19 protein-coding genes are annotated in these 18,850 nt (G+C 56.5%); 13 read left to right on the top strand and 6 right to left on the bottom strand.

Going from position 1 to position 18,850, the window contains the following annotated elements:
• Positions 1 to 6: 6 nt before the first annotated feature.
• The 3 genes from ACEQU8_RS11510 to ACEQU8_RS11500 all read right to left on the bottom strand — a co-directional run bounded on the left by ACEQU8_RS11510 (position 7) and on the right by ACEQU8_RS11500 (position 3,214).
• A complete protein-coding gene (locus ACEQU8_RS11510) occupies positions 7 to 1,086 on the bottom strand; it encodes an efflux RND transporter periplasmic adaptor subunit (protein WP_370263740.1) in 1,080 nt (359 codons plus the stop codon).
• Positions 1,083 to 2,435 carry a TolC family protein gene (locus ACEQU8_RS11505; RefSeq protein ID WP_370263739.1) on the bottom strand — a complete coding sequence of 451 codons (1,353 nt, stop codon included), beginning with the start codon at positions 2,433 to 2,435 and terminating at the stop codon, positions 1,083 to 1,085. Before ACEQU8_RS11505 ends, ACEQU8_RS11510 begins: the two co-directional genes overlap by 4 nt.
• A gap of 113 nt (positions 2,436 to 2,548) precedes the next feature.
• Positions 2,549 to 3,214: a TetR/AcrR family transcriptional regulator gene (locus tag ACEQU8_RS11500; RefSeq protein ID WP_370263736.1), complete on the bottom strand. Its 666-nt coding sequence runs from the start codon at positions 3,212 to 3,214 to the stop codon at positions 2,549 to 2,551.
• Positions 3,215 to 3,364: 150 nt separating this feature from the next.
• On the opposite strand from ACEQU8_RS11500, the gene ACEQU8_RS11495 reads away from it, so the two are divergent.
• From ACEQU8_RS11495 to ACEQU8_RS11485, 3 genes are all read left to right on the top strand, one after another.
• Positions 3,365 to 4,018, top strand: coding sequence for a response regulator transcription factor (locus ACEQU8_RS11495; RefSeq protein WP_370263735.1), 654 nt, complete (start codon positions 3,365 to 3,367; stop codon positions 4,016 to 4,018).
• A gap of 158 nt (positions 4,019 to 4,176) precedes the next feature.
• The gene (gene gdhA / locus ACEQU8_RS11490) at positions 4,177 to 5,529 is read left to right on the top strand and encodes an NADP-specific glutamate dehydrogenase (protein ID WP_370263734.1); all 1,353 of its coding nucleotides are present in this window, start codon (positions 4,177 to 4,179) and stop codon (positions 5,527 to 5,529) included.
• 49 nt (positions 5,530 to 5,578) lie between these two features.
• On the top strand, positions 5,579 to 6,295 hold the full coding sequence (locus tag ACEQU8_RS11485) for an NAD(P)H-dependent oxidoreductase (RefSeq protein ID WP_370263733.1): 717 nt from the start codon (positions 5,579 to 5,581) through the stop codon (positions 6,293 to 6,295).
• Between the two features lie 111 nt (positions 6,296 to 6,406).
• On the opposite strand, the gene ACEQU8_RS11480 is transcribed toward ACEQU8_RS11485, so the two are convergent.
• A complete protein-coding gene (locus ACEQU8_RS11480; protein WP_370263731.1) occupies positions 6,407 to 6,604 on the bottom strand; it encodes a hypothetical protein in 198 nt (65 codons plus the stop codon).
• Positions 6,605 to 6,692: 88 nt separating this feature from the next.
• Here ACEQU8_RS11480 and ACEQU8_RS11475 point away from each other — a divergent pair, with 88 nt between their 5' ends.
• The 10 genes from ACEQU8_RS11475 to ACEQU8_RS11430 all read left to right on the top strand — a co-directional run bounded on the left by ACEQU8_RS11475 (position 6,693) and on the right by ACEQU8_RS11430 (position 16,052).
• Positions 6,693 to 6,941, top strand: a complete 249-nt coding sequence (locus tag ACEQU8_RS11475; RefSeq protein ID WP_370263730.1) for a hypothetical protein — start codon at positions 6,693 to 6,695, stop codon at positions 6,939 to 6,941.
• A gap of 214 nt (positions 6,942 to 7,155) precedes the next feature.
• Complete coding sequence (locus ACEQU8_RS11470; RefSeq protein ID WP_370263729.1) at positions 7,156 to 8,301, top strand: PAS domain S-box protein; 1,146 nt, start codon at positions 7,156 to 7,158, stop codon at positions 8,299 to 8,301.
• Between the two features lie 19 nt (positions 8,302 to 8,320).
• Entirely contained in the window at positions 8,321 to 8,947 is a 627-nt protein-coding gene (locus tag ACEQU8_RS11465; protein ID WP_370263727.1) for a response regulator, read from the top strand.
• A 110-nt stretch (positions 8,948 to 9,057) separates the two neighbouring features.
• Entirely contained in the window at positions 9,058 to 9,738 is a 681-nt protein-coding gene (locus tag ACEQU8_RS11460) for a DJ-1/PfpI family protein (protein ID WP_370263726.1), read from the top strand.
• A 29-nt stretch (positions 9,739 to 9,767) separates the two neighbouring features.
• Positions 9,768 to 11,129 (top strand): CmpA/NrtA family ABC transporter substrate-binding protein, encoded by a 1,362-nt coding sequence (locus tag ACEQU8_RS11455; RefSeq protein ID WP_370263725.1) that lies wholly within the window; start codon positions 9,768 to 9,770, stop codon positions 11,127 to 11,129.
• Between the two features lie 6 nt (positions 11,130 to 11,135).
• Positions 11,136 to 11,984, top strand: a complete 849-nt coding sequence (gene ntrB / locus ACEQU8_RS11450) for a nitrate ABC transporter permease (protein WP_370263723.1) — start codon at positions 11,136 to 11,138, stop codon at positions 11,982 to 11,984.
• A gap of 7 nt (positions 11,985 to 11,991) precedes the next feature.
• Positions 11,992 to 12,990, top strand: coding sequence for an ABC transporter ATP-binding protein (locus ACEQU8_RS11445; RefSeq protein ID WP_370263722.1), 999 nt, complete (start codon positions 11,992 to 11,994; stop codon positions 12,988 to 12,990).
• Positions 12,987 to 13,430, top strand: a complete 444-nt coding sequence (gene cynS / locus ACEQU8_RS11440) for a cyanase (RefSeq protein WP_370263721.1) — start codon at positions 12,987 to 12,989, stop codon at positions 13,428 to 13,430. The genes ACEQU8_RS11445 and cynS overlap by 4 nt, the downstream gene beginning before the upstream one ends.
• Before the next feature lie 113 nt (positions 13,431 to 13,543).
• The gene (locus ACEQU8_RS11435) at positions 13,544 to 13,912 is read left to right on the top strand and encodes an FKBP-type peptidyl-prolyl cis-trans isomerase (RefSeq protein WP_370263719.1); all 369 of its coding nucleotides are present in this window, start codon (positions 13,544 to 13,546) and stop codon (positions 13,910 to 13,912) included.
• A 133-nt stretch (positions 13,913 to 14,045) separates the two neighbouring features.
• On the top strand, positions 14,046 to 16,052 hold the full coding sequence (locus ACEQU8_RS11430) for a methyl-accepting chemotaxis protein (protein ID WP_370263718.1): 2,007 nt from the start codon (positions 14,046 to 14,048) through the stop codon (positions 16,050 to 16,052).
• Here the strand turns inward: ACEQU8_RS11430 and ACEQU8_RS11425 are convergent.
• Both ACEQU8_RS11425 and selD read right to left on the bottom strand, forming a co-directional pair.
• On the bottom strand, positions 16,018 to 16,701 hold the full coding sequence (locus tag ACEQU8_RS11425) for a TVP38/TMEM64 family protein (RefSeq protein ID WP_370263717.1): 684 nt from the start codon (positions 16,699 to 16,701) through the stop codon (positions 16,018 to 16,020). The two genes, ACEQU8_RS11430 and ACEQU8_RS11425, sit on opposite strands and share 35 nt — an antisense overlap.
• 2 nt (positions 16,702 to 16,703) lie before the next feature.
• Positions 16,704 to 18,850: selenide, water dikinase SelD (gene selD / locus ACEQU8_RS11420; protein WP_370263715.1), on the bottom strand; the 2,147-nt coding region annotated here is incomplete at its 5' end.

Below are 18,850 nucleotides of genomic sequence, written 5' to 3'. Positions count from 1 at the left end.
GCTGGTTTACTCCACAACCTGAACGGTTTCGCCGTCTTGGAGGTAGGGTGCCCCGGTGCTCACCACCTTCGTGCCTTCGGGCAACGGTTCTTGCAAAGCCACTCGAGCACCCGCCACAAAGGCAATTTGTACCGCCTGGCGTTTTACAGTGTTGTCAGCCTGTAGCACATACATCCAGGCGTTTTTGTTGTTGCCTTCCACCACCGCCTCGATGGGCACATAGCTGCGGGTGCTGTTCGTGTTGTTGGGCTGAATGCGGGCGCGGCCCTGCATGCCCGAGAGCAGGTTAAGCCCGGGGTGCGCTTGTGGGTCAAGCTGAACCAGCACGCCATAAGTGCCCGTGGCGGGGTCGGCAGCCTGGCTTTGTTCAATCACTTTGCCGGGCCACCGGGTGCCGGGCAGGGCATCAAAGACCACTTCGGCGCTGTTGCCCACGGCAATGTGCACCGCCTGGCGATCGGCCAGGCTGGCCTTTAAAACAAAGCCACTGCTGCGGCTGCCCAGCAGCAACACCGGCTGACCGGGGGCCACCACCTCGCCCACCTGGGCAAAGCGTTTTAGCACCACCCCATCTGCTGTGGCGCTTACTTCAGCGGTGGCGCTTGCAAACTGGGCTTGGGTGAGTTGCGCGCGGGACAATTGCGCCGCAGTGTTCAAGTTTTGCAATTGCACTTTGGAGATCACTTCTTCTTTGCGCAGTTGCTCGCCGCGTTGCAGGTCGCGCAGTGCTTTGTCATGCGCAGCCTGCGCTTGGGCCACGGCGGCGTTGACTTCTTGTTTGTCCAGCCAAGCCAGCTTTTGGCCAGCTTTCACGGTGTCGCCTTCGCGAACGGTGATGCGTTCAATCACGCCGCCCACCTTGAAACTCAAGCGTGTTTCATCACGGAATGCACCCACGCCGGGCACTTCAATGTCGGCGCTGGCAGGCCCTTGTTCCACCGTGGTGGTTTTTACGCGCCGCGCTTCAGCAACCTGGGTGGTGTCGGGTTTGGCTGGCCCGCATGCGGCAAGGGCGAGCACGGCGCAAAGGGCCAGTGCGGCTGGGGCGGACTTGTGCATTTGCAAAAACAAAGGGCTGCGCTTCATGGTTGTGTTCCTTCTTGAGAGCCAAGACTTGGAATGTGTCGGTTGTTGTACTGCCATACGGCGTGGTCGATGCGGGCCTGGTACAAGGCACTCACCAGGCCAAGCTGTGCGCGGGTGGCGGCTTGCTCGGCGCTTAAAAATTCAATTTGCGTGGCTTCGCCAGCATCGCGTTTGCGGGTGGTAATGCGCAGGCTTTCCAGAGCGGCCTGTTGTTGAGCCTGTCGGGCTTCAATGCTGTTTAAGCTCACCAGCAGGTTTTCTCGCGCTTGCAATTTGGCCAGCTGCAATTGACGATTGGCTTGTTTGGTTTTGGCTTGCAGGGCTTGCAGTTGTGCGGCGCTGCGGGCCACTTCGCTGCTGCGTATGCCCGCATCGGCCAAGGTCCAGCTAAGCACCACCGAGGCCTGCGCAAAGCCGGTTTGCGGTCCGGTGGAGTAGTCGCGGCCCTGGTAGCCTGCGTCAATTTGATAGCCCACGCTGGGCTTGTAGGCTGCGCGGCTTGCGTCCACTTGGGCTTGTTGTGCAGCCAGGCTGCGCTCAAGTCGGGTAAGCGCGGGTGGCGCGCTGGCGGCCGGGGCTTCGGGTCTTAGGCTTTGCAAGGCAGCTTGAATGTCTTCTGCGCTGGGTTGGCCTTGGGGCAGCTCAACCGCAGCGTTGTTGGGCGCAAAGCGCAGCAGGTTGAAATACTCTTTGGCAAGCATGGCCTGGGTTTGGGCGTCTTGCAAAGCGACCTGCACTTCCAGGCGTTCAGCCTCTGCGCGCTTGGGGGCGTCCAGCGTGGTTTCGCCCGCTTTGTACAGTGCCTGGTTTACGCGCTCGTTTTCTTGCAGGGTGCGAAGGCTGGTTTGCAAAATGTTCACACGCGCATTGGCTTGAGCCAGTTGCCAGTAGGCTGCTTTAAGGTCGCGTTCCAGCTCTTCTTTCACCTGCAAACGTGCGGCTTCTTGTGCCTGCATGGCGCTTTGTTGGGCCAGCACTTGTTGGTCCAGCGCGGGCTCGTAAATGGGGCCACGCACCACCAGGCGAGTGTCTTGTTCGGTGGGCCGCAAGAGTGGGATCGATTGGTTGCTCACATTTGGAAAGCGCGGGGGTTGACCTTGCGCGGCCAGTTGGGCGTTTAAGGTGTTGTACACCGGGTTGAGCAAATCACCGGCCGGAAAGTCGATGGTACGGCCCCCTTCGGCCACGCTGGCGCGGGCTTGCAGGCTAAGGCTTGGGTAAAAGCGCGCGCGCAGTCCTTCTAGTCGTTCGCGTTCTGCTTGTACCTCAAAGTTGGCTTGTGCCAAAGCGGGGTTGTTGGCCATGGCCTCTTGCAGGTATTGCTCCAGTGCGGGTGAGGCCGCAACCATTCCGGGGGCCAGCGCGCACAAGGCAATTAACAAGGGTTTAGCAATTAGACGCGTGTCAAATGATGGGTAAAAAAAAGTGCGCCTTGGGTGTGATGCCCGGGTGTGTTGTGGTTTCACTTTTTGCCTCCGCCGCTGCGGTTGATGAGGGCATGCATGGATAATTCCACTGCTTGTTTCATGAACGCTTCTTTGGAAATGCCCATGCTTTCAATGAAGGTGCCCTTGGTTTGAGCCAACTGAATGGTGCCATGGGTAAAGCCCCACAGCGTGATTGAAATTTGCATCAGGTTATCAAGATCACTGCGCAAGGTTTTATCGGCCATGCCTTGAGCCAGCGCCAATACAATTTCTTCATGCACCTTTTGTCCCGCCTGGATCATTTCCAGCGTGGCCGAGCAGGCTTCTGGCTGATTCAGGTCGGGCGCCTGCGCTTCAAAGCGGGACATGGCCGCAAAGTGCATGGGGTAGGTTTCTGCAAAACGCATGTAGGCCAAACCGATGGCGCGCACCTGATCATGGCCCGCTTTTTTGCTTTGCCTGGCCCGTTGAAAGGCCTCGCGCAGCAAGCGCAAGCCTCGCAGGCAGACCGCTTGATGCAGGGCGGTTTTGTCTTTGAAGTACACATACACCAGCGCTCGCGACACCCGTGCTTCGCGTGCCACTTGGTCCATGGTGGCGGCCTCTAAACCTCGCTGGGTAAACACCCGCTCGGCCGCATCCAGGATGTCTTCCCGGCGGCGTTCCTTTTCTTCTTCGCGTCGATCAATTACGTAGCTCATAGGGTTGGATGGTAGTACAAGCGTTGACACGGTGTCAATAGTGATGCCCGAAAGCACTGAACTGACTGAAATTTCAGGGGTTGTTCCGCCGATGTGTGCAGCGGTGTGTCAACTAAAGTAAAGCGTGGCTTAATCTTTTGTGAGTAGACCGTGACCAAAAAGCCAGACAGCCTGGATCGACAAATTGTGTATGTGATCGACGACCACCCAATTGTGAGTTTTGGTTTGGTCGAAATGGTCAAAGACGTTGCCCCGCATGCGCGCATTCGTCAGTTCTCGACCCTGAAGGAAGCGGCACGCCATGCGGTGAGCGAGTTTCCTGCTTTGGTGATCAGCGACTTCCACCTGCGCGATGTGCAGGCCGAAAGCTTTGTTGGCTTGTTTGAAACATTGTTCCCGCATATTCCGGTGTTGATCACGGCCAACGATGAAAAGGTGATGGGGCACCTGCGTCGCCACAACGCAGAGCGTTTTATTGCGTTTTCCAAATTCACGCCCTTTGCAAAAATGATTGACATTATTCGCACTGGTTTGCAATTGGCCGATGTGGAGTTGATCGAGTTTCCAAAAATTGCGCGTGGCCTAACGCAAAAGCAGGTGGAGGTGTTGGAGTTGATTGGCGCAGGCCACAGCAACAAAGAAATTGCGCAACTGCTGAACATCAGTGTAGAAACTGTCAAAGGCCATGTGAAAGACATTCTTGAGCGCCTGAAGGCCAAGAACCGCATGGAGGCCTCCATCATTTACAGGCACACCCAGATCCAGCACAACGGCCAGGCAGAGCGGAGTTTGCACAATTTTTAGTCAGTGTGTTAAATGCGTTGTGAATTGAACGGCTTGGGGACGTTGTCCACATGCTATCCAAGAACTTGTGCCCACTTTTTGGGGATATCCACAGACTGTGTGGGTGGTTAATTTTTGGTGGTTCTGTACACTGATTGCTCCCATAAGGAGAACATGCCATGAGCAATCAGAACCCAGCCCTCGATGAATTCATGCAAGGTTTGATTCGCCGAAACCCCGGCGAACCCGAGTTTCACCAGGCTGTGCATGAAGTGGCCCAGCACATCCTGCCGTACATTCAAAAGCACCCCAAGTACGATGCTGCTCAAATTCTGCAGCGCCTCACCGAGCCCGACCGCATTGTGAGCTTCCGTGTGTGTTGGGAAGACGACCAAGGCAATGTGCGCACGCAGCGTGGCTATCGCGTGCAGCACAACAACGCCATCGGCCCTTACAAAGGGGGTATTCGTTTTCATGACAATGTCACCCAAAGTATTTTGAAGTTTTTGGCTTTTGAGCAAACCTTTAAAAACAGCCTGACCGGGCTGCCCATGGGCGGTGGCAAGGGCGGATCCGATTTCAACCCCAAAGGCAAAAGCGAGCGCGAGATCATGCGGTTTTGCCAAGCCTTCATGACCGAGTTGTCCCGTCACATTGGCCCATTCACTGATGTGCCTGCGGGCGACATTGGTGTGGGTGCGCGCGAGGTGTCGTACATGTTTGGGCAGTACAAGCGCATTCGCAACGAATTCACCGGTGTGCTCACAGGCAAAGGCCTGGCCTTTGGCGGTAGCGAAATCCGTGTGGAGGCCACTGGCTATGGCGTGGTGTATTTTATGGAAGACATGCTGGCCCACAAAGGTTTGAAAATGGAAGGCAAGGTGTGTTGTGTCAGCGGCTCTGGCAACGTGGCCCAATACGCCGTTGAAAAAATAATCGCCTTGGGTGGCAAAGTGGTCACCATGTCAGATTCTTCAGGCACCTTGTACGATGAAGAGGGCATCACCACCGAGAAGCTGGCCCACATCAAGGAGTTAAAAGAGGTTAAGCGGGCCCGCATTGGTGAGTATCTGAACCAATACCCCAATGCAAAGTTTATCGCTGACAAGCGCCCCTGGCATCTGCCTTGTGATTTGGCATTCCCCTGTGCCACACAAAACGAGATCAATGCCGAAGAGGCCGCCATGCTGGTGAAAAACGGCTGTATTGGTGTGTCTGAGGGGGCCAACATGCCTTCCGAGAAAGGCGCCATTGATGTGTTCCAGAAGGCGAGAATTTTGTTTGCCCCATCCAAGGCGGCCAATGCGGGTGGTGTGGCCGTGTCGGGGTTGGAAATGACCCAGAACAGCATGCGCCTGTCATGGTCCAGGGACGAATTAAACCAAAGGCTGCGCAGCATCATGGCCGATATTCACAAGAAGTGTGTGCATTATGGCGCCGAGGAAGATGGTCACATCGACTACCTGAAAGGGGCCAACATTGCAGGCTTTGTAAAAGTGGCCGATGCCATGCTGGCTTACGGGGTGATCTAGGCCAATTTTGGTAGCATGGGTGATTGTTCATTTCACCCATGCCTGCCTTATGAATGTTCTGATTGTCCATGCCCACCCCGAGCCCCAATCGTTTTGCACCGCCATGATGGCGCGCATGAAAGCCCGCTTTGAAGCACAGGGGCACAGCGTGGAGGTGTCAGATCTATACGCAGAGCAATTTGACCCTGTGGCCAAGGCAGCTGACTTTGCTGAGCGCCAAAACCCCGACTACCTCGTGTATGCGCTAGAGCAGCGCCACGCCAGCAAAACCGGCACCTTGCCCGCTGACATTGCGCGCGAGGTGGAGCGCTTAAAGTGTGCTGATCTGTTGGTGCTCAACTTCCCATTGTTTTGGTTTTCAGTACCAGCCATGTTGAAGGGGTGGATCGACCGCGTGTTTTTGTCGGGCTTGGTGTATGGGGGCCGAAATTTTTACGACCGCGGTTTGATGAAAGGCAAGCAGGCCTGGGTGACCTTCACCTTGGGTGGGCGCGAGCACATGTTTGGTCCGGGCAGTGTGCACGGTGATTTGGAAGGCTTGTTAAGCCCGGTGCTGCGCGGCTCGCTGGGCTATGCTGGCTTTGAGGTGTTAAAGCCGTTTGCGGCTTACCATGTGCCCTACATTGCCGAAGAAGCGCGACATGCCATTTTGGAGGACTTGGACCTGGCGGTGGACACTTTGCACAATCGTGGTGCACTGCCCATGCCCAGCCTTGATCACTTTGATGCCCAAATGAATCCTCTTGCAAATGGATCGGTGCGTTGATGCCAATAAAAAACCCGGCACTTAATAAAGCAACCGGGTTTCAATGAAAATCTGCAGCGGTCCCCAGGATGGGGGCATGCAGTGATTTCTTCTTGCTGTGTTATTTCAATATCACTTCATGCCAAGTTGTTTTTTAATCTTGGCGATCACATCGGTTTGAACCGACTTGACCATGGTCTTCACCTGCTTTTCCAGATCCTTGATCTGCTTCTGAACTTCACCGAGCAACTTCTTGCGATCGGCGGCGCTGAACACAGACTTGGCCACGGAAGCTGGCTTTTTCTTGGCTGCGGTGGCTTTCTTGGCCACGGTTTTCTTGGCCTTGCTGGCGGCGTTGGCTACGCTGGTGGCAGCGGCCTTGGCGCGTGTGGTTGCAGGCTTTTTGGCAGCGGCTTTCTTGGGGGCTGCAGCTTTTTTGGCAGCAGCGGGTTTTGCGGCAGCCGGCTTTTTTGCAGCAGCAGGCTTTTTGGCAGCGGCTGGCTTTTTAGCAGCAGCTGGTTTTTTAGCGGCAGCGGGTTTTGCTGCGGCAGGTTTTTTAGCAGCGGCTTTTTTCGCTGCTGGTTTTTTTGCGGCGGGAGTTGCTTTGCTTGCCTCGGCTTCTACTGGCTTTGTTTCTGTTGTTACCATTTTTTTCTACCTTCCTTAAAGGGTGTGGTGAGTAATGTGTACAACAAAATGAATTAACTGAAAAGCTTTTTTCATCAATACATCATCTGCAACCCATTTGGATTGTTTTTTTTAAATATTTTGTGGTTTTTTTCTCGCACCATGCGAGTGCAATTTCAATAAAAAAATTCATCTTTTTTTGGCACCGCTCTTGCTAGGTTTTGTTCAGAAACTTTTTGCAGGTTGGTCGTGCCGTGTTCAAACACCTTTCAACACTATCGCATCACGCAGCGTGGCGCAGGCAGCTTGAGCTGCTGCTGGACTCCACGGGCGAGGGCATCTATGGCATCGATCTGCGCGGCCGCTGTGTGTTCATCAACAAAGCGGGTGCAGAAATGTTGGGCTACAGCGCAGACGAGGTGTTGGGTCGCAACATGCATTACCTGATGCACCACTCGTATGCCAACCGCGATTTGATGCCCGTGTGCGACTGCCAAATTTTTAAGGCCTTTCAAAACAACAAGGGTTGCAGAGTGGACAACGAAGTGCTGTGGCGCCGCGATGGCACCTGCTTCCACGCTGAGTACGCGTCTTACCCCATCTTTGAGGGCGAGGAGGTGGTGGGGGCTGTGGTCACGTTCAATGACATCACCGAGCGAGTGGAAGCACAAAACATCAAACAGGCGGCGCAGGTGGAGCTGGAGCGCCGAGTGGAAGAGCGCACCGCCCAGCTGCAACGTGCGCACGATCGCATGCGGCGTTTGTCTTCGCACCTCACCACGGTGCGTGAAGATGAGCGCACCCGCATTGCGCGCGAGCTACATGACGATTTGGGTGCACGGCTGACTGCGCTGGATCTTGAATTAAAAGCGCTGGCCTACCGCATCGGCGAAGACCCGGCCCTGCAACGCAGGTTGCACACCATGACCGATCTCACCGAGGGCGCCATGGACAGTTTGCGTAGCATCCTGTCGGATCTTCGACCCGGTGTGTTGGACCACCTTGGTTTGTGGGCTGCGCTGGAGCATCTCTTGCAAGAGTTTCAAAGCCGCACCGGCATTGTGTGCCGATGGATGCTGGCGCCCACGCTAGAGACTGTTCGCTTGTCCAAGCGCAGCGAAACGTCGCTCTACCGCATCGTTCAAGAGGCCTTGCACAACGTGCAAAAACACGCCAAGGCCACCGAGGTGCAGGTTCGCATCACCCAGGCTCGCCAGGCGGTGCATTTTGATATTCACGACAACGGTCGAGGTTTTGCTGCCAAGCCCACTCACGGTGGGTTTGGCCTGATGGGCATTGAGGAGCGCGCATGGGACATGGGGGCGCATTGCAGCATTGAATCCGAGCCGGGGCAGGGGGTGAGCATACGCCTTCGCTTGCCGGGTGTTTTGTCCAATTAAAACAAGCGAGGGAGAGATGATGAGAAGCGTGTTGGTGGTCGATGACCACATGATTATTCGCAGGGGGCTGGTACAAATACTGGGCGAGATTGATTCCTGCTGGTATGTGGCCGAGGCCGCTGACGGTGTGGGTGCGATGCGCTTGCTTCGCGACAAGCCCTTCGATGTGATGTTGCTGGACGTGGCCTTGGGCGAGCGCGACGGATTCGATGTGCTCAAAAGCGTTCGCAGCGAATTTCCAAAGCTGGGGGTGGTGATGCTCTCGGTGTACCCCGAATCCCAATTTGCCCTGCGTGCCATTCGCAATGGCGCCAACGCTTACCTCAACAAGGGGTGTTCACCTTCTGAGCTGGGGCAAGCCATTGGCTTGGCAGCGCAGGGGCAAGTGTATGTAACCCCCACCACCGCTGGCTTGTTAGCCAGCGACCTTCGCCAGCCCGGCACCCAGGCCCCGCATGAACGGCTTTCCAACCGCGAAATGCAGGTGCTGCGCATGCTGGCCCAAGGCGAAACGGTGCAGCACATTGCCAGCGCTTTGAGCTTGTCTGGCAACACCGTGTCCACTTACCGGGCGCGCCTGTTTGAAAAACTGGAGCTTAAAAATTTGGTGGAACTGGTGAACTACGCCCGAGCCCATGGCTTGTAGTGCTGTCACTACAACACTTTCAATATTCCAGTGATACCCGCAGCAATCACCCTTTGGGACACTAAGCCTGTGAATTGAATTTGAGTTTGGTGAAAGGGGCGCGGGCAAAGATGGCAAGAATGCAAGGCTTCAGGTTGGGCATCTATGTATTCAAAGACGCCGAAGTGGTGGACTACGCAGCCCCATTTGGTGTGTTTTCGGTGGCCAAGCGTTTTGACCCCGAGTTGGATGTGTTTCTGGTGGCCGAGGCCATGCGCCCTGTGCAAACCCAAGCAGGCTTGACGGTGTTGCCCAACTACAGCTTTGCCGACCAGCCCGACATGGATGCGTTTTTAATTCCCGGTGGTTTTGGTACACGGCAAGAGCTGAACAATGGCCGACTGCACCAATACATTCGCAGCTTGCCCGAGCAGTGTTTGCTGACCAGTGTGTGCACGGGCTCGTGGATCTACGGGCGCATGGGCTTGCTCGATGGCTTGGCCGCCACCAACCGCAAAGAACCCGACCGGCTGGAAGCCTCCCACCTTGGCAAAACACCGATTGACCGCCTGGCCGAAATTGCGCCGGCTTGCCAGGTGAGTCGCGCCCGTGTGGTGGATGCCGGTCGCATGGTGACTGGCGGAGGCATTGCCAGCGGCATGGAGTTGGGCTTTCACCTGTTGCGCCGCGCTGGCTACGACGAAGAGTTTATTGCCGATGTGGCCCGCGTGATGGAGTACAGCAAGGCCTACGAGCAATACCAGCACGACATCGATTACTTCCGTCCGGCCTTGAGCCGGGCGCGAGCCTGAGTTTCAACTGTTGTTCCAAGGAGTGCAGCATGTCTTTTTTCAAAAACCCGTTTAACGCCAACACCCGTTTGGGCATGCGTTGTAGCTGTGGCCAGCATGAAAACCAAGCCGCACATGACCACGCTGTGGCTGTTCAAGAAATGGAAAGCCGGGCTGTGGAATCTGCAGTGATGCATGCCCTGTTTCCAGACGATAACCTTCGCCGCCGCTTTTTAAGCGCGGTGGGCGGTGCCACGGCCCTGGCCGCGGTCAGCAGCCTCTTCCCGCTGGCAGCCGCCAAAGAAGCCTTTGCACAGAGCACGGGCCCTTTGGAAAAGCAAAAACTCAAAGTGGGTTTTATTCCCATCACCTGTGCCACTCCCATCATCATGGCGCAGCCCATGGGTTTTTATGCCAAGCAGGGTTTGGATGTTGAAGTGGTTAAAACCGCTGGCTGGGCTGTGATTCGCGACAAATCGCTGGCCAACGAATACGATGCCGCGCACATGTTGTCGCCCATGCCGCTGGCCATCTCTGTAGGTGCAGGCAGCAACCCCATTCCATGGACCATGCCCGCGGTTGAAAACATCAACGGCCAGGCGATCACGCTGGCGTTGAAGCACAAAGACAAGCGCGACCCCAAAGACTGGAAGGGTTTTAAATTTGCTGTGCCGTTCGATTACAGCATGCACAACTACCTGCTGCGCTACTACCTGGCTGAGCACGGCCTGGACCCCGACCGCGATGTACAAATTCGCGCCGTGCCACCGCCCGAGATGGTGGCCAACATGCGTGCCGACAACATCGACGGCTTTTTGGCGCCCGACCCCGTCAACCAGCGTGCCGTGTATGACGGTGTGGGCTTTATTCACATTTTGTCGAAAGAAATTTGGGCAGGCCACCCTTGCTGCGCCTTTGCAGCCAGCAAGGCATTTGTGGTGCAAAACCCCAACAGCTACCGCGCTTTGCTCAAGGCCATTCTGGAGGCCACGGCCTATGCACGCAAACCAGAAAACCGCAAAGAAATTGCAGCCGCCATTGCGCCCACCAACTACCTGAACCAACCACAGACCGTGGTGGAACAGGTGCTCACCGGCACCTACGCCGATGGTTTGGGCGGCGTGAAAAAAGACCCCAACCGAATCGACTTTGACCCATTCCCCTACCAAAGCTTTGCCATCTGGATTTTGACCCAGATGAAGCGCTGGGGGCAGATCAAGGGCGACGTGGATTACGCCAAAGTGGCTCGCGAAGTGTTTTTGGCCACTGACGCCACACGCCTCATGAAAGAAGTGGGCATGCAGCCGCCGGCACAGGTGAACAAGTCGTTCAGTGTGATGGGCAAACCGTTTGACCCCAGCAAGCCCCAGGCCTACCTGGATAGCTTCCCCATTTCACGGCACAAGGGGTAAGGCAGCATGCGCAATTTGAGTAAAAAATCGTGGGCGCCGTTTGCTTTGTCGCTGTTGATTTTTGCGGTGGTCATTGGCATTTGGGCCATTGCCACCCAAAAAGAGCAGGCCGAGTTGGCCGTGGATCCGGAGTATGCAGCTTTGGTGGGCAATGCTGCGGCCACTGGGGGGCAAACCCCCATGCCCAGCCCAGCCGAGGTGGGTGCAAAAATTTGGTCGCATGTGATGGACCCGTTTTATGACCGTGGCACCAACGACAAAGGCATCGGCATTCAACTGGCGCACTCCATTGGCCGTGTGTTGATGGGATTTGGCCTGGCTGCACTGGTGGCCATTCCGCTGGGCTTTTTGATTGGCATGTCGCCACTGGTGTACAAGGCGCTCGACCCATTCATTCAAATTTTAAAGCCGGTGTCGCCTTTGGCTTGGATGCCCTTGGCTTTGTACACCATTAAAGACAGCAGCACCTCGGCAGTGTTTGTGATCTTCATTTGTTCCATTTGGCCCATGTTGGTAAACACAGCCTTTGGTGTGGCCAGTGTGCGGCGCGATTGGTTGAACGTGGCCAAAACCCTGGAAGTTGGGGCACTGCGCACGGCCTTTCAGGTGGTGTTGCCCGCGGCTGCGCCCACCATCATGACCGGCATGCGCATTTCTGTGGGCATTGCATGGTTGGTGATTGTGGCCGCCGAAATGTTGGTGGGTGGTACAGGCATTGGCTACTTTGTGTGGAACGAATGGAACAACCTGTCGATTGCCAACATCATCACCGCGATTGTGTTCATTGGTTTGATCGGCATGTTGCTGGACACCTTGCTGGGCCGCGCTGCGCGCCTGGTGAGCTACAAGGAGTAAACGCAGCATGAGTGAAGTGAATATTTTCAGCAAAGACCTGGTCCCCAAGGAAGGCCTTGCACCCTTCTTGCAGGTGGAAGGTTTGGTAAAAACTTACGCCCCAGGCAACCCAGCTGTGCCCCCGGTATTCGAAGGCGTGAACTTCGATATTCAGCAAGGCGAGTTTGTGTGCATCATCGGCCATTCAGGCTGTGGCAAAAGCACCATCCTGAATATTTTGGCAGGTCTGGATGAAGCATCCCAGGGCTACGTCATCATGGGAGGCAAGCAGATTGTTGGCCCCTCGCTGGACCGCGGGGTGGTGTTTCAAAGCCACGCGCTGATGCCCTGGATGACCGCGTTGAACAACGTGGAATTTGGTGTGCGCTCCCGCTGGCCTCAAAAGAGCAAGGCCGAAGTGCGCGAGCACGCCATGAAGTATCTCGACATGGTGGGGCTATCCAAGGCGGCCAACAAAAAGCCACATGAGTTGTCTGGCGGCATGAAGCAGCGTGTGGGCATTGCCCGGGCCTTTGCCATTCAGCCACAAATGCTAGTGCTGGATGAACCCTTCGGCGCGCTAGACGCGCTCACCCGCGGCACCATTCAAGACGAGCTTTTGCAAATCGTGAAGGCCACAGGCCAAACCGTGTTCATGATCACCCACGATGTGGACGAGGCCATTTTATTGGCCGACAAAGTGATGTTGATGAGCCATGGCCCGCGTGCCCGCATTGCCGAAATTGTAGAAAACACCATGCCTCGTGAGCGCACCCGTAGCACGGTGCATCACGACCCGCAGTACTACGCCATTCGCAACCACTTGGTGGACTTCCTGGTGAATCGCGCAGCGCCCGCCCCGGTGGCCGACACCAGCGCCAGCAATGCAGCCAACGCCGCCCTGCACCAACAGCCTGTGGTGGTGCGCCCGGGTTTACAGGCCCTTGCCGCAGGCCAGTCTTCCAGCCCCGATTCCAAAGCGGATACCAAACCCAAACTCAACCTGTTTCAAAGGAGTGCACCATGAACAGAAACGACGTAACCGAACTCATCATTGCCGCCAAGCGGAAGAAAAAATGCAGCTGGGCCAGCCTGGCCGAGGTAATGGGCCAATCGAAAGAGTGGAGCACAGCAGCATTGCTGGGCCAAATGACCCTTACCGAAGAGCAAGCCAAGCGCGTGGGCGAATACCTGGCTCTGCCTGCTGAGGCTGTGGAACTGTTGCAAGAAACCCCGTACAAGGGTTCGCTGCCCACATCGGTGCCCACCGACCCGCTGATCTACCGCTTCTATGAGCTGATCAATGTGTACGGCACCACGTTCAAGGCGCTGATTCACGAAGAGTTTGGCGATGGCATCATGAGCGCCATCGACTTCAAAATGGATTTGCAACGCGAACCCAACCCCGCCGGTGACCGCGTGAGCATCACCATGAGTGGCAAGTTCCTGCCCTACAAAACCTACTAAAAACCAAGAGCGCCCGGGGCCTTTCCCCCTGGGTTGCAAACTGGGGAAGCCACCGGGCTTCCCCGGGGCGGGTTACAATATTGATTCATTTGTTGAATCAAGGACATCCTGCTGTGAGCGACACCCCCAAGCCCCAAACCACTGACGAAATCACCCTGCCCTCCGGTGTAAAAATCACCTTCAAGCAGCGTGGCAGTGGCACCCAAAAGCCCAAGCCAACCTCCACCGTCACCGTGCATTACGAAGGCACCTTCTTGGACGGCAAAGTTTTTGACAGTTCCATCCGTCGTGGAGAAACCATCTCTTTCCCCCTCAACAGAGTGATTTCAGCCTGGACCCAAGCCTTGTGCGAGATGGTGGTTGGCGACCGCGCTATTATTTTTTGCCCCTCGGCCACAGCCTACGGTAGCCGTGGTGCCGGCCCCATTCCACCCAACACCGATTTGATCTTCGATGTTGAGTTGTTCCAGATCGAAGATTAAACATTCGTTTGCAATCAAGCGCGCCAAGGCCTTGCCCGGTGCGCTCTTCCAGCCATCCACCCCCTCCATTCAAGTGATGCGCCAAATTCACCAGTGAGCCGATACTTGCTTCACCACCTGTTTGGAGAAGAACATGCTCACCTGGTTTAATCGTTTCATCGGCAACTTAAAAATGTCGTCCAAGTTTTTGCTGGTGGTGGTGCCATTGGCCTGCACACTGGCAGCCATGTTTGCTGCGTTTGTGAATGAACAAGCCGGCTTAATCCGCACCACCAAACAAGAATTGAAGGGCGTGGCAGAGGTGCCCAATTTGATGTCGATGTTGGAAGCGCTGCAAGTGCACCGGGGTTTGTCCCAACTTGTTAAAAATGGCGACACCTCGGTTCAGGTCCGCTTGAATGAGCAAACCGCCAAAGTGGATGGGCTGTTAAGCGCCATCGACAAAAGCATACCTGCCGACTGGGCGCAGTCTAGAACAACGTTGGGCGACATTGGGCGATCTTGGCAAACCCTGAAACAAAACCAAGGCAATTCGACACCCGCACAAAGTTTTGCACAGCACTCGGCCATGGCCCAGGCACTGATTCAGTTGATTCGCGATTCTGCGGACGACAGCACCATGACCTTCGACCCCGAGCCGGCCACCTATTACCTCATCAGCGCGCTGAACTTCGACTTGCCTTTGTTGCATGAGCAACTGGCCATTTTGCGCGGCAAGTTGTCTGCTTATGCTGCACGGGGTCAAGAGGAGCCCGGGGTGTTGGCCGAATCGCAAACTCGCCTGGATTTGCTTGGCGTGTTTGCCCACAACCTGGTGCTGTCGTATGGCAAGGTGGATTCGGCTGGCTTTGTGCTGGATGCCAAGGTCAAAGAGCACTTAAAACAATTCCAGACCGATATGCAAGGCGTGTCCGCCTTGCTGGTCACCTTGGCGCAAAACCCCACCGCTGTGCCAGGCCCCGAGGTGTTCAAACAAATGTCGGGCTACCTGCAAAACATCTCCAACTTAAAAGATTTGTCCCTGCAACAGCTTGATTTGGCGTTGAACCAGCGCATCGAGCGTGAGCAGCAAGCCATTGTTCAAAGCACTGTGGTTGGTTTGGCACTTACATTGGCTGTGTTGTTTGTGTTGGTGGTGACCTTGCGCAAAGTGGCAGCCGACACGCGCACCTTGCTGGCGCAGGCGCAGCATTTGGCTGATTACAATTTATGTGAGCACCGCGTGCTGGTTTCCAAAGATGAAATGGGGCTGGTGTCCAAGTCGATTGACAATATTCGCTTGGCGCAGCGGCAAGCAGTGGTTGAAATGGAGCGCCTGTCCAAAGGCCTGCTGGAAAGCGCAACCACCATGAGTGCGGCCACGGGGCAAATTGTAGAAAGCGCCACCGAGCAGTCGGATGCATCGTCCACGGTGGCCAGCGCGATTGAAGAACTCAGTGTGTCGGTGGGGCAGGTGAGCGAGCAGTGCCGTGTGGCCAACAACCTGGCCACGCAAACCGGTGGTGCCTCCAGCGATGGTTTAAACATGGTGCGCAATTCCCGCAAAGCCATGGAGCAAATCGGGGAGGCCTCGCAGACCTTGACCAACACCATGGGGGGCTTGGGCCAGCGTTCAGAAGATATTTCTTCCATTGTTCAAACCATTGAAGAAATTGCCGAGCAAACCAACTTGCTGGCGCTCAATGCGGCCATTGAAGCAGCCCGCGCCGGCGAGCAGGGCCGTGGTTTTGCTGTGGTGGCCGATGAGGTGCGCCGTTTGTCGGAGCGCACAGCAGACTCCACCCGCAGCATTGCCGAGCTTGTGCAGGCCATTCAACGCGATACGCAAGCCGCCATTGCCGATGTGGCAGGCTGGAAAGACCGCATTGCTGGTGGGGTGGAGTTGTCGGTGAGCACTGAGGGGCAAATGCAGCAAATTCATCACGACAGTGGCTCGACCGAGACCGCCATTCAAGAAATCAACCAAGCCTTGAGTGAGCAAAGCGAGGCCTCGCAAATGATTGCAAGGCAGGTTGAAACCATCGCCCAAATGACTGAAGAAGCCCAGTCTGCGGCGCAGTCCATGAGCTGTGTGGCTTCTGAGGTCAAAAGCACCTCGGAACAGCTTAACCAGTTTGTTCAGAAATATCGGGTCGCTTAAATAGGCGGTGCAGCAGCCAAGGCAGCAAAGCCAGCGCAGACAGCGAGAGCATCACTTCTGCGCTGAATACATCTTGAAGGCTGCGCACTTCGCTGATTTGATGGCCTGCATTCACATACAACACCGTGCCAGGCAGCATGCCGAGCACGCTGGTCCACAGGAAGGTCCAGGGTTTTGTGCGTGTCATGCCTGCCAACATGTTAAACAGCACAAAAGGAATCACCGGGGCCAGCCGCAGGCTGAGCATGGTCACCACGGCATTTTTTTCCAGGCCCTTGTTCAGTTTTTGTAAAGGGCTGTGAAACCGCCGCTCCACTGCGCCTCTAAACAGGTGGCGAGTGGCCAGCATGGTGAGCAATGCGCCCACGGCCGAGGCCAAGGTGGACAGCACTGTGCACAGGCCAAAGCCCATGCAGCCCGCCCCCACCAACATCATCAGGCTGGCGCCAGGCAGGCACAGCGCGGTTACGCCCATGAAAGCTAAAAAATAAAGTGTGGTGGCCATCACGGGCTGCTCTTCAAAATATCCTTGCAGTGCTTGCTGTGCCTGCAACACGTCTGCCCCTTCCCACTGCAAGCCCAAGCCCATCCACAAAGCAAGCCCCAGCAACACCAAGGCAAGTGCTACCCCAGCAGTGGCTTTGTGCATACTCATTCCTTCAGGACCACAGGTTCCAGCGCGTCGCCTTGCGGCAATATGCGCCCGATGATGGCGGTGTGTGGGTAGCCCAATGTTTTAAGCCTGGCCACACAAGCCTGGGCTTGCTCGGCGGGCACCGTGGCCAGCAGGCCGCCTGCGGTTTGTGGGTCAAACAGCAGGGGGTAGCGTGGGTCGCTCACCCACTCGCTTTGGTTGCGAATGGCACGGCGCAAGCGCACATTGGCGGGCTGTAGCGAGCTGACAATGCCCGCTTTCACGGTGTCCAGGGCGCCATCCAGCAGGGGCAGGGCGCCCATGTGCAGCTCGGCATCCACGCCAGAGGGGCGGGTCATTTCCACCAAATGGCCCAGCAAGCCAAACCCGGTGAGGTCGGTGCAGGCCTTGGCTCCATGCTCTCGCAGGCACTGCGCGCCTGCGCGGTTGCTGTGCATCATCGATTCCAGCGCGCTTTGTATCCAGCGCCCTTTGGTTTTTAGCTGAGGCAAAGCAGCAAACAAGGTGCCCGTGCCAATGGGCTTGGTGAGCACAATGGCATCGCCAGGCCGCATGCCGCCTTTGATCATGACACCTTGTAAATTTTCGTCCACCAAGCCATTGATGGCAAACCCCAAAGCGAGCTCTTTGCCTTCGCCGGTGTGGCCGCCCACCAAGGCGCAACCCGCGTCGTTCAACACCTCCACGGCACCGCTCATCATCTGGAACAACAGCTCTTCGACCTTGGCTTCCAGACCGGGCGGTACGGTAACCACGGCGGTGGCCGACTGTGCTTCGCCACCCATGGCAAAAATATCGCCCAAGGCATGGTTGGCAGCCACTTTGCCAAACACATAGGGGTCATCGACAAACGCGCGGAAAAAATCCACGGTGTGCACCATGGCTTTGCCTGGAGGCACTTTAACAATGGCCGCGTCATCGGGCGCGTGCAAGCCCACCAGCACATCGTCTCGGTCGATGGGCTTTAAGCTGCCCAGCGCGCGGGAAAGCACCGTGGAGCCGACCTTGGCCCCGCAGCCACCGCAACGCATGGCAATGGCAGAGATGGCTTGCAGGCTTTCTTCCTGGCTGAGCGCCACCTGGTTGGCTGCATTGCTTTTGGCGGCAGCACCTTTGGCATGTGGGTCCATGGGCGGAAAGTCGCTAAACTTCGCCATGAAGCGCCGGTCGATCCAGTCTTTCCACTGCCACACCCATGCGCCAGCAAAGCCAAGGGCGCCCTTGGAGGCCACTGCGTATTGGTTGCCGGTGCTGATCAGCGCCAGCCAAGTGCGTTGTGGTCGGTACTGCTCGAGCGGCTTGCCTTGTACAAATTTGTGCAGGTTGCGCGCCAGCGGCTTGCCCATGCGCACCGCAAACACGCCCGCTTTTTCTAGCGGGGTGTGCACCAAGTGAGCAATATCCCCGGCTGCAAAAATCCGCGGGTCGCGGGTGCTTTGCAAGGTGGGGCCCACGCACACAAAGCCACCTGCGTTCAATTCAAGGCTTGTATTTTGCAACCAGGCTGGGCCACCGGCTTGGGTCACCCACATGATCTCGTCGGCCTGCAGGGTGTGGCCATTGGCCGCTTTTAGGGTGTGGGCATCCACCCGTTGAACCTCGGCCTTGCAATGCAGATGCACGCCGCGTTGGTTCAGCACCTGTTCAAAGCGCGAACGCACGCCGGGGTTGTGCGTGGGCAATATGTGCGCATCGGCGGTAAACAAATGGAAGGCCAATTCATCGGGGTTGCGGCCCATGGTTTGCAATTCTTGCCGCAAGCGGTATTGCATGGCCAAGGTAAGCTCTACGCCGCCCGCGCCGCCACCCACCACGGCAATGGTGGTGGGGCCCGCATGGCTTTTAACCCGGTCCAGCAGCTTTAACCAGCGGGCGTTGAAGTGGGCGATGGGCTTGACCGGCACGGCAGATTCTTCAGCCCCCGGCACCACATGCACTTGCGGGGTAGAACCAATGTTGATTGACAGTGCATCAAAAGCCACCGGGGGGCGGTTTTTGCAAATCACTTTGCCTTGGGCTTGGTCGATGCCAATCACTTCGTCTTTGAACAGGCGAGCACCTGCAAAAGCGCACAGGCGACCCAGGTCAATGTGCACTTCATCGTAGCTGTAGTGCCCGGCAATGTACCCAGGCAACATGCCAG

This window comes from Limnobacter sp., from assembly GCF_964228395.1.
In the GTDB taxonomy this organism is placed as follows: Bacteria; Pseudomonadota; Gammaproteobacteria; order Burkholderiales; family Burkholderiaceae_B; genus Limnobacter.
Note: the sequence above shows the minus strand (reverse complement) of the source record. Positions and strands in the feature narration are given on the sequence as shown.